Annotated in this window: 9 protein-coding genes; 5 read left to right on the top strand and 4 right to left on the bottom strand. The window is 67.6% G+C overall.

Going from position 1 to position 12,012, the window contains the following annotated elements:
* Positions 1-84 precede the first annotated feature (84 nt).
* The 3 genes from serB to SJH88_RS09995 form a co-directional block, all read right to left on the bottom strand.
* Positions 85-798 carry a phosphoserine phosphatase SerB gene (serB, locus tag SJH88_RS10005; RefSeq protein ID WP_274754377.1) on the bottom strand — a complete coding sequence of 238 codons (714 nt, stop codon included), beginning with the start codon at positions 796-798 and terminating at the stop codon, positions 85-87.
* 177 nt (positions 799-975) lie between these two features.
* Entirely contained in the window at positions 976-1,947 is a 972-nt protein-coding gene (locus tag SJH88_RS10000) for a Bug family tripartite tricarboxylate transporter substrate binding protein (protein ID WP_274754375.1), read from the bottom strand.
* Positions 1,948-2,110: 163 nt separating this feature from the next.
* Entirely contained in the window at positions 2,111-2,770 is a 660-nt protein-coding gene (locus SJH88_RS09995) for a hypothetical protein (RefSeq protein WP_260675232.1), read from the bottom strand.
* Positions 2,771-2,985: 215 nt separating this feature from the next.
* On the opposite strand from SJH88_RS09995, the gene SJH88_RS09990 reads away from it, so the two are divergent.
* The 4 genes from SJH88_RS09990 (at position 2,986) to SJH88_RS09975 (ending at position 7,412) form a co-directional block, all read left to right on the top strand.
* Complete coding sequence (locus tag SJH88_RS09990; RefSeq protein WP_274754374.1) at positions 2,986-4,011, top strand: ABC transporter ATP-binding protein; 1,026 nt, start codon at positions 2,986-2,988, stop codon at positions 4,009-4,011.
* A gap of 78 nt (positions 4,012-4,089) precedes the next feature.
* The gene (locus SJH88_RS09985; RefSeq protein WP_274754373.1) at positions 4,090-5,382 is read left to right on the top strand and encodes an ABC transporter substrate-binding protein; all 1,293 of its coding nucleotides are present in this window, start codon (positions 4,090-4,092) and stop codon (positions 5,380-5,382) included.
* 297 nt (positions 5,383-5,679) lie between these two features.
* Positions 5,680-6,582: a carbohydrate ABC transporter permease gene (locus SJH88_RS09980; protein WP_274754372.1), complete on the top strand. Its 903-nt coding sequence runs from the start codon at positions 5,680-5,682 to the stop codon at positions 6,580-6,582.
* Positions 6,579-7,412, top strand: coding sequence for a carbohydrate ABC transporter permease (locus tag SJH88_RS09975; RefSeq protein ID WP_274754371.1), 834 nt, complete (start codon positions 6,579-6,581; stop codon positions 7,410-7,412). The genes SJH88_RS09980 and SJH88_RS09975 overlap by 4 nt, the downstream gene beginning before the upstream one ends.
* Before the next feature lie 172 nt (positions 7,413-7,584).
* Here SJH88_RS09975 and mfd read toward each other — a convergent pair whose 3' ends face one another.
* Positions 7,585-11,058 (bottom strand): transcription-repair coupling factor, encoded by a 3,474-nt coding sequence (gene mfd / locus SJH88_RS09970; protein WP_274754370.1) that lies wholly within the window; start codon positions 11,056-11,058, stop codon positions 7,585-7,587.
* A 102-nt stretch (positions 11,059-11,160) separates the two neighbouring features.
* Here mfd and ispD point away from each other — a divergent pair, with 102 nt between their 5' ends.
* Positions 11,161-11,979 carry a 2-C-methyl-D-erythritol 4-phosphate cytidylyltransferase gene (gene ispD / locus SJH88_RS09965; RefSeq protein WP_045267827.1) on the top strand — a complete coding sequence of 273 codons (819 nt, stop codon included), beginning with the start codon at positions 11,161-11,163 and terminating at the stop codon, positions 11,977-11,979.
* Positions 11,980-12,012 lie beyond the last annotated feature (33 nt).

Genomic DNA, 12,012 nt, shown 5'->3' with positions numbered 1-12,012 from the left:
GCCCCCGGCGGCACACACCCGGCGGCACACACCCGGCGCGGCCCTGGTGTTCGGGCGGCGGCGCTCCGGGCGTGGCGGGCTGCCTTAGTGCAGCACTTCCAGCAGGCGGTCCAGGCCGCCTTCGTTGATGCAGACCTTGGCCTCGGCGCGCACGCGGGGCTTGGCGTGGTAAGCCACGGACAGGCCGGCGGCCTGCATCATGGGGATGTCGTTGCTGCCATCGCCCACGGCGATGCACTGCGCGGGCGTGATGCCCAGCAGGCAGGCCACTTCCAGCAGGGTGCGGCGCTTTTCGGCACCGTCGCAGATGTCACCCCAGGGCTGTTCGACCAGGCCGCCGGTCAGCACGCCGTCGCGGATCTCCAGGACGTTGGCGCGCACGAAGTCGATGCCCAGCAGGCCGCGCACATGTTCGGCAAAGTAGGTGAAGCCGCCGGAGACCAGCAGCACCTTCAGGCCAGCGGCTTGGGCGGCGCGCACCAAGATGTCGGCACCGGGCGTCAGGCGCAGACGCTCGGTCAGCACGCGGGCCATGTCAGCCTCGGTCACGCCCACCAGCTTGCCCACGCGCTGGCGCAGGCTGTCCTTGAAATCGGTGATCTCGCCGCGCATGGTGGCCTCGGTGATGGCTGCCACTTCAGCCTTCTTGCCCGTGGCGTCGGCGATTTCGTCCACGCATTCGATGGTGATCAGCGTCGAGTCCATGTCGAACGCGATCAGCTTGTAGTCGCTGAGCTTTTGCGGGGCGGTGATGTGCTGGATGGTCAGGCCGGGGGCGAATTCGGTAGCGGCGGGCATGGGCGCGGGCAGAGGTTGCAGGATCAGGCCCAGCACGGCAGGTGCTGGGGGCTGGTGCGGATTATCGCGGCTGTGCGGCGCGGCAGGGGCGAACGGGGCTTATCCGTGGCCCGTGCGACCGGGCAGGTCACCTGCCCGGTGGCGGTGTCCGCCCCTGCAGGGCGCTGGGAGTTGCGCTTATTGCGGCTGCAGGCCGGCGGCCTTGACCAGTTCGGCGTGCAGCTTCAGGTCGCTGGCGATCGTGGCCTGCAGTTCCTCGGGGCTGGACGGTGCGGGCTCCATGCCGCTGGCCAGCAGCTTGTCCCGGGCCGGGCCTTGCAGCACGCTGCGCACGGCCTGGTTCAGCTGGGCCACCACGGCGGGTGGGGTCTTGGCCGGGGCCAGCAGGCCCACCCAGGCGGACAGCTGCAGGTCGGCAAAACCGCTTTCGGCCATGGTTGGCACCTGGGGTAGCAGGGGCGAGCGCTGTGGGCTCATCACGCCCAGGGCCTGCAGCTTGCCGGACTGGATGTGGGGCAGGGCCTCGGGCAGCACGGCGAACAGCATGTCGACATTGCCGGCCAGCGTGTCGTTGATGGCGTTGGCGCCGCCTTTGTAGGGTACGTGCAGCATCTCGGACTGCGTGCGAGTGCTGAACATCAGCGCCCCCAGGTGCTGCGGGCTGCCGTCGCCGGATGATGCATAGGTCAGCAGGCCCGGCGCGGCACGCGCCTGGGTGACGACGGCCGCGACGCTGGGAAAGCGGGCCTTGTCCTTGACCACCAGCACCATGGGCTGGTTGACCAGCCGGGCGATGGGTTGGAAGTCGGCCTGCGGGTCATAGGCCAGCTGCTTGAAGATGCTCTTGTTGGTGGTCAGGAACGAGGCGGGCGAGACCGTCAGCGTGTAGCCATCGGGTGTGGCGCGCGCCACCTGGGGCATGCCGATCTGGCCCGACCCGCCGGCCTTGTTCTCCACCACAAACGATTGCCCCAGTTTGGTGCCCAGCTCCTGGCTGATCACGCGGGCCAGCATGTCGGCGCTGCCCCCGGCGGGCAGCGCCACCATCACCTTGACGGGTTTGCTGGGGTAGGTGTCGGCCGCCGTGGCGCTGGTGCCGACGCACAGGGCGGCGAGGGTGCAGGCCAGAAGGTGGGGGCGCAAAAGCATGGTGCGTGTCCTGGGTGGGCTGCGCCAGCCGAAGGGCTGAGGTGTCGCAGTCCCCCGGACCACGCAAATTCAGTGCCCGGTCGCGGTGCGGTGGCCACGCGCCCCGTCTGCAAGGGCGTGTTTTTCAAAAATTAGAGCTGTCAGCGCAAGCGCAGTCAGCGTTTCAAGGCTTTTTGCCGTGTAAATACAAATCGTCCGACCAGGTGGCCAGCCATTCGGGCTTGTAGGCCACGAACACGGCGCACAGCATGCCGGTGACCACGGCATCGCCCCAGGCCATCAGCCAGTGTGCAATCTGCGACAGGTCCTCCTGCACGCCTGGCAACTGGTGGCCCAGGGCCGCGGACAGCAGGCCGGCGGCAAACAGGCTCAGCACCGTGCCGACAAAGCCGCGGCCGAAGATGTAGACAAATACCTTGGTGCCCAGCCAGCGGCGCAGCAGCACCCCCCACAGCATGGCCAGCGTGGCCGGGACGATGCCGTGCCACACCGTCAGGCGCAGGGCCTCGATGGCCTCCAGGCTGGGCGAGAGCAGGTAGGCGATGGCCCCCACCAGGCACAGCGCCGGCACGGCCAGCGGCCAGCCCAGGGTCAGCATCACCAGGCAGGCCCCCGACCACTGCAGCTGCAGCGGCATGTGGTGCAGCGTGGGCAGGGCCCACAGCCACGGCAGCACCACCAAGGTGGCCAGCAGCGGCGTCCACAGCGGGGCGCTGTCGCCATGGTCCTGCGTGACCAGGGCCTTGCGGTTGCGCAGCAACTGCCAGGGGCGCAGGGCCAGGGCCGCGACCAGGGCGGTGAGAAGGAGGGCGATGTCCAGCATCCGGCGATTGTGCGGTGGCGCTGGCGCCGCGGGTCCACCGCCGGGGCAGGTGGGGCTTGTGCTAGATCAAGCCCCGGCATCGCAGCGGGGGCGATGGAGGTCGGCCTGCTTGCCAGCCACGCGGTCCCGTCCCGGTCCCGGCCTGGCGGCAGGGCGCGGGTGGCCTAGGGAAAGTCCGTCATGACGCTGTCACGCCGCCTGCCTACATTGGCGCGATGTCCACCATTCAACTGGAAGGTGTTGCCAAGTCGTGGGGCAGCACCACGGCTTTGCAAGCCATTGATCTGTCGATTCCCTCGGGCGCGTTCTGTGTGTTGCTGGGCCCTTCGGGCTGCGGCAAATCGACCACCTTGCGCATCATTGCCGGTCTGGAGCAGGCCAGCGCTGGGCGTGTGCGCATCGGCGGCCAGGATGTGACCGACCTGCCCCCGGCCGAGCGCGGCATCGCCATGGTGTTCCAGAACTACGCGCTGTTTCCCCACCTGTCGGTGGCCGAGAACATCGGCTTTGGCCTGTCGGTGCGCAAGGTGCCTAAGGCCGAGGCCGCCCGGCGCCTGCACGATGCGGCCGGCTTGCTGGGCCTGTCGCACCTGCTGGACCGCAAGCCGGGCCAGCTCTCGGGCGGCCAGCAGCAGCGCGTGGCCCTGGGCCGTGCCCTGGTGGCCCAGGCCCATGTCTGCCTGATGGATGAACCCCTGTCCAACCTCGATGCCCAGCTGCGCCAGGAAATGCGTGCCGAGCTGCGCGAACTGCAGCAGCGCCTGGGCCTGACGGTGGTGTATGTGACGCACGACCAGGCCGAGGCCATGAGCATGGCCGACCAGGTGGTGCTGCTGCACCAGGGCCGTGTGGAGCAATGCGCCACGCCGCGCGCCCTGTACGCCCAGCCGGCCACCACCTTTGCCGCGCGCTTCATCGGCACGCCCGCGATGAACTTGGTGCAGCTGCAGGACGGCGCGATCGCCGGCAGCAGCGTGCGCCTGCCCGCACCCGCCGGTGCCGCCTGGCTGGGGCTGCGCCCCGAGGCTGTGGCGCTGTCGGGCGAAGCCCGCGTGCCCGCCCAGGTGGTGGGGCTGGAATACCTGGGCGCCGATGTGGTGCTGCGCTGCCAGGTGGGCAGCGAGCAGATCACGGTGCGGGCCCCGGGCCAGCAGGCGGTGCAGGCCGGGCAGGCACTGCCGCTGGCCTGGCCGCCGCAGGCCGTGCATTTTTTCGACGCCGCCGGCCAGCGCCTGGCCTGACGGCCCTGCAGTTTTTTTGTCTACGTCCTCGTCGGGCAGTTCCCAGTCCGCGATCGGCGGCCTACTAGGAGTACATGCATGCAACGCAAGACCTTTTTGAAAACCATCGTCGCCACCAGCGCCGCCATGTGGGGGCTGTCGACGGCCCTGGCCCAGGCCAATCCGCTGGAGGTGCCGTTCTACTACCCCGTGGCCGTGGGCGGTCCCATCACCAAGGTCATCGACGGTTACGCGACCGACTTCAACAAGGCCCACCCACAGTACAAGGTCACGCCCATCTACGCGGGCACCTACCAGGAAACCATCGTCAAGGCGCTGACGGCCAACAAGTCGGGCAAGGCGCCGGCCACCTCGGTGCTGCTGTCCACCGACATGTTCACGCTGATCGATGAAGACGCCATCGCCCCCATCGACGACTTTGTGAAGACCGATGCCGACAAGGCCTGGCTCAAAGGCTTCTACCCCGCGTTCATGGCCAACAGCCAGACAGGCGGCAAGACCTGGGGCATTCCGTTCCAGCGCTCCACCGTGGTCATGTACTACAACAAGGAAGCCTTCAAGGAAGCCGGTCTGGACCCGAACAAGGCCCCGCAGAACTGGAAGGAGCTGCGCGACGCCGCGCAGAAGCTGACCAAGAAGGACGCCAACGGCAACGTCACCCAGTACGGCATCCAGATCCCCTCGACCGGTTTTGCCTACTGGATGCTGCAGACGCTGACCACGCCGAATGGCGTGCTGCTGGCCAACGAGGCCGGCACCAAGGTCACGTTCGACCATCCCAAGGTGATCGAGGCGCTGGATTTCTGGGTCAACCTGACTAAGGACGGCGTGCATCCCAAAGGCGTGGTGGAGTGGGGCACGACGCCCAAGGACTTCATGGAAAAGAAGGCCGCCATCATCGTCACCACCACCGGCAACCTGACCAACCTGAAGGCCAACGCCAAGTTCGACTTCGGCGTGGCGCAGATTGCCGGGAATGTGCGCAAGGGCTCTCCCACCGGGGGCGGCAACTTCTACATCTTCAAGAAGGCGCCCAAGGAGCAGCAGCAGGCGGCGTTCGAGTTCGCCAAGTGGGTGACCCAGCCCGAGCGCGCCGCGCAGTGGAGCATGGACAGCGGCTATGTCGCCGTGTCGCCCGCCGCCTACGACACGCCCGCGCTCAAGCAGTACGGCCAGGACTTCCCGCCCGCCCTGGTGGCGCGCGACCAGCTGCCGGTGTCGGTGGCGGAGTTCTCCACGCACGAGAACCAGCGCGTGACCAAGCTGCTGAACGACGCGGTCCAGGCGGCGTTGAATGGCACCAAGACCTCGGCCCAGGCGCTGAAGGACGCACAGCGCGAGGCCGATCGCATCCTGCGCAGCTACCAGTAAGCCCCGGAACGCTGCGGCGCGCAGGCACAACCAGCCTGCTGGCCGCAGCTCCGGCGTGGTGGTCCGGGTGACCCTCACGCCGGTATCTGGGTCTTATCTCTAAGTCTTATCGCCTTCCAGGCCATACCCCATGAGCGCAGTCAGCTATGTTTTTGTGACCGATAGGGATGCCCGTGCAGCGACCGCGCAGCGCTGCCGTGGCGGGTGGCCCTTGGCTGCTGTGGTCGCCGTTCCTGCCGCACGCCCCGCGCTGGCGTGCGGGCAATGCGGCCGGTTTTGAGAGAGAAATTCCGTTCGATGGCCATGTCTTTTGCTTCATTGCCCCGCCGGGTTGGCAGCCCGGCCATCCATGCCTGGCTGCTGCTGTTGCCGGCGATGGTGCTGCTGGTGACCTTCACCCACTGGCCTGCCGTGGCCACCCTGATCGACAGCTTCTTCTCCACCCCGCGCGGCACCCGCCCCGCGGTCTGGGTGGGCGCCGAGAACTACGCCGTCATGGTGGACGACCCCGTGTTCTGGCAGGCGGTGCGCAACAACCTGTGGTTTGCGGCGGCCACCATCCCCACCTCCATCGGCCTGGCCCTGCTGATGGCGCTGTGGGTCAACGAACGCATGGCCGGCCGCACCTGGCTGCGCATGGCCTATTTCACCCCCACGGTGCTGCCCATGATTGCCGTGGCCAACATCTGGCTGTTCTTCTACACACCGCAGTACGGCCTGCTAGAGCAGGTGACGGGTGCGCTGGGCCTACCCTCGCACAACTGGCTGGGCAGCCCGTCGACGGCGCTGGGTGCCGTGACCCTGGTGGCGGTGTGGAAGGAGGCCGGCTTCTTCATGATCTTCTACCTGGCCGCGCTGCAGACGCTGAACCCCAGCCTGAAGGAGGCGGCCGCCATCGAAGGCGCCTCGCGCTGGTACTTCTTTCGCCGCGTGCAGTGGCCGCTGCTGATGCCGACCACGCTGTTCGTGCTGGTGAATGCGGTGATCAATGCCTTCCGCCTGGTGGACCACATCTTCATCCTGACGCGCGGCGGGCCGGACAACGCCACCAGCCTGCTGCTGTACCACCTGTACGAGGTGGGCTTCAAGTTCTGGGACACGGCCTATGCCGCGGCCATCACCGTGGTGCTGGTGGTGGTGCTGGCCGGCGTGGCGCTGTTCCAGTTTTTCGTGCTCGACAAGAAGGTGCACTACCAATGAGCCGCCCTCCCGCCCCGGCGGTGATCTACCGCCACACCTGGTTCGACACACTGGCTGCCTGGCTGCTGGCCCTGTGCTGGATCCTGCCGCTGGCCTATGCCGTGTGGACGGCTTTCCACCCCAGCGCCTACGCCACCCGTTTCGATCTGGCGGCACCGTGGACGCTGCAGAACTTCCGCAACGCCTGGGAGGCCGCGCCGTTTGCGCGTTATTTCCTGAACACCACGCTACTGGTGCTGATGATTCTGGCGGCGCAGCTGGTGCTGTCCACCCTGGCGGCATTTGCCTTTGCGCGCTATGAGTTCCGAGGCAAGAAGATTGCCTTCGCGCTGGTGCTGGTGCAGCTGATGATCATGCCGGACATCCTGCTGGTCGAGAACTACCAGACCATGGCCCGCCTGGGTCTGGTGGACACGCTGCTGGCCATTGGCCTGCCGTACTTTGCCTCGGCCTTCGCCATCTTTCTGCTGCGCCAGACCTTCCTGGGCATTCCCAAGGAGCTGGACGAGGCCGCGCGCGTGGAGGGGGCCAGCACCCTGCAGATCCTGTGGCGCGTCTATGTGCCACTGGCCAAGCCGGTGTACACCGCGTTCGCCCTGGTGTCGGTGAGCTTCCACTGGAACAACTTCCTGTGGCCGCTGATCATCACCAACAGCGTGGAGTCGCGCCCGCTGACCGTCGGGCTGCAGGTGTTCTCCAGCGTGGAGCAGGGCGTGGACTGGTCCACCATCACCGCCGCCACCCTGATGACCTCGGCCCCGCTGCTGGTGGCCTTCATCCTGTTCCAGCGCCAGTTCGTGCAAAGCTTCATGCGCGCGGGCATCAAGTAGGGGGGCGGTGGGCGGCATCAGCCATGCCCCCTCGGCCCTTCGCCATCGCTATTCCCTGGTTCCTTGATCCCCTCAACGGACTGCTTCGGACCGGAGTGAGCGACGCCCGGCGATAAAAAAGGCCAGATACCGGCAGCAGTATCTGACCTGGTGGAGGAGGCGTGCCTGGGGCTCAGGCCTTGGTCGGCGTGCCCAGGCTGCGCAGCACATCGCGCACCATCTGGGCGCGGGCCTTGGGGTCGGGCAGGTCGCGCTCGATGCGCAGCTTGTCGTTGCCGGCCAGCTTGATGTGCTTGTTCTTCTGGATCAGGTGGATGATCTGCAGCGGCTCCACCGGCGGGTTGGGCTTGAAGGTGATGTGTATCACCCCGGGGGCCGCATCCACCTTGATCACGCCATAGGGCTCGGACAGCACGCGCAGGCGGTGGGTATCAATCAGCGTCTGCGCCTGTGGCGGCAGCTTGCCGAAGCGGTCGACGATCTCTTCCAGCAGGTTGTCGATCTGGTCCGTGCTCTTGGCCGTTGCCAGCTTCTTGTAGAACGACAGGCGCAGGTGCACATCGCCGCAGTAGTCGTTGGGCAGCAGGGCCGGGGCGTGCAGGTTGATCTCGGTCGTGGCCGCCATGGGCGACAGCAGGTCGGGCTCCTTGCCGGCCTTGAGGCTGCGCACGGCCTCGGCCAGCATCTCGTTGTAGAGCTGGAAGCCGATCTCCATCATGTTGCCGCTCTGGTTCTCGCCCAGCACCTCGCCGGCGCCGCGGATTTCCAGGTCGTGCATGGCCAGGTAGAAGCCGCTGCCCAGTTCCTCCATCTGCTGGATGGCGTCCAGGCGCTGCTGGGCCTGCTTGGTCAGGCCTTCAATGTCCGGCACCATCAGGTAGGCATAGGCCTGGTGGTGGCTGCGGCCCACGCGGCCGCGCAGCTGGTGCAGCTGCGCCAGACCGAACTTGTCGGCACGGCTGATGACGATGGTGTTGGCGCTGGGCACGTCGATGCCGGTCTCGATGATGGTGGAGCACAGCAGGATGTTGAAGCGCTGCGCCACGAAGTCGCGCATCACCTTTTCCAGCTCGCGCTCGGGCATCTGGCCGTGGGCCACGGCGATGCGCGCCTCGGGCAGGATTTCCTCCAGCGCCTGGCGGCGGTTTTCGATGGTCTCCACCTCGTTGTGCAGGAAGTAGCACTGGCCACCGCGCTTGAGCTCGCGCAGCACGGCTTCGCGGATCACGCCCTGGCTTTCGCTGCGCACAAAGGTTTTGATGGCTAGGCGCCGTTGCGGCGCGGTCGCGATCACCGATAAATCCCGCAGCCCCTCCAGCGCCATGCCCATGGTGCGCGGGATGGGGGTGGCGGTCAGCGTCAGCACGTCCACCTCGGCACGCAGGGCCTTCATGGCCTCCTTGTGGCGCACGCCAAAGCGGTGTTCCTCGTCGATGATGAGCAGGCCCAGGTCCTTGAACTTGACCGAACTGGACAGCAGCTTGTGCGTGCCGACCACGATGTCCACCGAACCCTCGCCCAGGCCCTGCAGCGCCGCGTTGACCTCCTTGGTGGTGCGAAAGCGCGAGACCTCGGCCACGCGCACCGGCCATTTCGAGAAACGGTCCACCAGCGTCTGGTAGTGCTGCTCGGCCAGCAGCGTGGTGGGCGCCAGGAAGGCCACCTGCTTGCCACCCATGGCGGCCACAAAGGCTGCGCGCAGGGCGACCTCGGTCTTGCCGAAGCCCACGTCGCCGCAGACCAGGCGGTCCATGGGCTGGGGGCTGACCATGTCGTGGATCACGGCGTGGATGGCGGCCTTCTGGTCGGCGGTTTCCTCAAAGCCGAAGTCCTGGGCGAACTGCTCGTAGTCTTGTGTGCTCAGGCGGAAGGCATGGCCCTGGCGCGCCGCGCGCCGGGCATAGATGTTCAGCAGCTCGGCGGCCGCATCGCGCACCTGCTCGGCCGCCTTGCGCTTGGCCTTTTCCCACTGGCCGCTGCCCAGGCTGTGCAGCGGCGCCGATTCGGGCGTGACGCCGGTGTAGCGGCTGATGTGGTGCAGCTGGCTGACGGGCACGTACAGCACCGCATCCTTGGCATATTCCAGATGCAGGAACTCCTGCAGCGCCGGCGTGCCATCGGCGTTCTTCTGGCCCACGTCCATGTTGACCAGGCCGTGGTAGCGGCCGATGCCGTGCTGGCTGTGCACCACCGGGTCGCCGACCTTCAGCTCGGACAGGTCCTTGATCAGCGCGTCCACGTCGCTGACCTGCTCCTGCTTCTTGCGCCGGCGCGTGGTGCCGGTGGTGGCGAACAGCTCGGTCTCAGTGACAAAGTCGATGCCGGCCTCGATCCAGGCAAAGCCGCGCATCAGGTTGGAGGTGGCAATCCCCAGGCGTTCGTGGGCCGTGCTCTGGAATTCGTACAGCGAGTCAAAGGCTGGTGGGTTCAGCTGCGAGGAGCGCAGGAAGTCCAGCAGGCTTTCGCGCCGGCCGTCGCTTTCGGCCAGCACCAGCACGCGGCGCTGGGCGCTGCGCAGGTGGGCCTGCAGGCGCTGCAGCGGGTCTTCGGCGCCGCGCACCACGGACAGGTCGGGCAGCTTCTGGAAGAAGGCGCTGTCCGCCACATCGTCCACGCCGGGGCGCAGGGCCAGTTGCGGGTAGGGCTTGGCGCTCTGGTAGAACTGCTCTGCGTTCAGAAACAGGGTCTCGGGCGGCAGGGCGGGGCGCTCGGGGTCGCCCTGCACCAGGCGGAAGCGCTCCTTGGTGTCCTGCCAGAAGCGCTGGAAGGCGGGCTCCAGCTCGCCATGCAGCACCAGGGTGGCGTCGTCGCCCAGGTAGTCGAACACCGTGGCCGTGGCGTCGAAGAACAGCGGCAGGTAGTACTCGATGCCGGCCGTGGCCACGCCGGCACCCATGTCCTTGTAGATGCGGCTGCGCGTGGGGTCGCCCTCCAGCAGCTCGCGCCAGCGGTTGCGGAACTTGGCGCGCGCGTCCTCGTCCATAGGGAACTCGCGCCCGGGCAGCAGGCGCACGGCGGGCACGGTGTCCAGGCTGCGCTGGCTGTCGGGGTCGAAGGTGCGGATGGAGTCGATCTCGTCGTCGAACAGGTCCACGCGGTAGGGCACGTCCGAGCCCATGGGGAACAGGTCGATCAGGCCGCCGCGCACGGCGTATTCGCCATGGCTGACCACCTGCGAGACATGCTGGTAGCCCGCCAGCGTCAGCTGGGCCTTGAGCTTGGCCTCGTCCAGCTTCTGGCCCTGCTGGAACTCGAAGGTGTAGCCGGCCAGGAAGGACGGCGGCGCCAGGCGGTACAGCGCCGTGGTGGCGGGCACCAGCACCACGTCCGCACCGTGGGCGTGGTCGCGCTGGCGGATGCGCCACAGCGTGGCCAGTCGCTCGCTGATCAGGTCCTGGTGCGGCGAGAAGGTGTCGTAGGGCAGGGTCTCCCAGTCCGGGAACAGCGCCGTGCGCAGCTGGGGCGCGAAGAACGCCATTTCATCGATCAGGCGCTGGGCATCGCTGGCGTCGGCGGTGACGATGGCGGTGATGCGGCCCTGGCCTTTCTCACGCTGTGCCAGCCTGGCCAGCAGCAAGGCATCGGCGCTGCCCACGGGCGTGGGCAGGGAAAAACGGTGACCGGGCGTGAGTTTGGGCAGATCCATGAAACCAGACAATTCGGAGACGGCAGGCGCTGGGCCTGCACAAAGCGCGGAAATGCGGCGTGCTGCCGCGAAGGTGTAGCGGGCAATTCTAGAATGCAGTGCATGACAGACTTGCTTGCTGCAGCGAATGCGCCCGGGTCACCGCAGGGTCGTTTCTGGGGACTGATTCCGTGCGCCGGTGTGGGCGCGCGCGCCATCCCGCCGGGCGCCCCGACGCCCGACCTGCCCAAACAGTACCACCCGGTGGCCGGCCAGCCCCTGGTGCTGCACACGCTGGCGGCCTTTGCCGGCGTGCAGCGCCTGGCCGGCACGCTGGTGGCCGTGGCGCCCAACGACCATTTCCTGGACAGCTACCGCAGCGCGGCTTGGTGGCACCTGCCCTGCGGCGGCGCCACCCGGGCCGAGACCGTCATCGGCGGCCTCAAGGCCCTCCTGGCGCGCGGCGCGGCGCAGCACGACTGGGTGCTGGTGCACGATGCAGCGCGCTGCCTGGTGACCACGGCGCAGATCGACCACCTGATTGACGAATGCGAGCGCGACAGTGTGGGCGGCCTGCTGGCGCACAAGCTGCCCGACACGCTGAAGACCGCCGTCACCGGCGCCAACGGCGTGCGCGTGGCCGCCACGGTGGACCGCAGCGACAAATGGCTGGCGCAGACGCCGCAGATGTTCCGCCTGGGCGTGCTGCTGGATGCGCTGGTGCGCATGGGCGCGGTCGCCACCGACGAGGCCAGCGCCATGGAGGCCCTGGGCCACCGGCCCAAGCTGGTGCCCGGCGGGGCGCAGAACTTCAAGGTGACCTACCCCGACGACTTTGCCCTGGCCGAGGCCGTGCTGACGCAGCGCGGTGGCGGTGCCACGTTGGAGCGCTTCAAGGGCAAGCGCGATGCGGTGCACCCCACGGGCAACCCCTTTTTTTGAATTCCTAACCAAATTGGCCGCTAGCCCGCAAGG

Source organism: Comamonas sp. GCA5 (genome assembly GCF_036541385.1).
Taxonomy (GTDB): Bacteria; Pseudomonadota; Gammaproteobacteria; order Burkholderiales; family Burkholderiaceae_C; genus Comamonas; species Comamonas aquatica.
Note: the sequence above shows the minus strand (reverse complement) of the source record. Positions and strands in the feature narration are given on the sequence as shown.

Bases quoted from the DNA above. Each gene is read 5' to 3' on its own strand.
- SJH88_RS09995 (WP_260675232.1), bottom strand. From the start codon at position 2,770: ATGCTGGACATCGCCCTCCTTCTCACCGCCCTGGTCGCGGCCCTGGCC.
- serB (WP_274754377.1), bottom strand. From the start codon at position 798: ATGCCCGCCGCTACCGAATTCGCCCCCGGCCTGACCATCCAGCACATC.
- SJH88_RS09985 (WP_274754373.1), top strand. From the start codon at position 4,090: ATGCAACGCAAGACCTTTTTGAAAACCATCGTCGCCACCAGCGCCGCC.
- ispD (WP_045267827.1), top strand. From the start codon at position 11,161: ATGACAGACTTGCTTGCTGCAGCGAATGCGCCCGGGTCACCGCAGGGT.
- SJH88_RS09975 (WP_274754371.1), top strand. From the start codon at position 6,579: ATGAGCCGCCCTCCCGCCCCGGCGGTGATCTACCGCCACACCTGGTTC.
- SJH88_RS10000 (WP_274754375.1), bottom strand. From the start codon at position 1,947: ATGCTTTTGCGCCCCCACCTTCTGGCCTGCACCCTCGCCGCCCTGTGC.
- SJH88_RS09990 (WP_274754374.1), top strand. From the start codon at position 2,986: ATGTCCACCATTCAACTGGAAGGTGTTGCCAAGTCGTGGGGCAGCACC.
- SJH88_RS09980 (WP_274754372.1), top strand. From the start codon at position 5,680: ATGGCCATGTCTTTTGCTTCATTGCCCCGCCGGGTTGGCAGCCCGGCC.
- mfd (WP_274754370.1), bottom strand. From the start codon at position 11,058: ATGGATCTGCCCAAACTCACGCCCGGTCACCGTTTTTCCCTGCCCACG.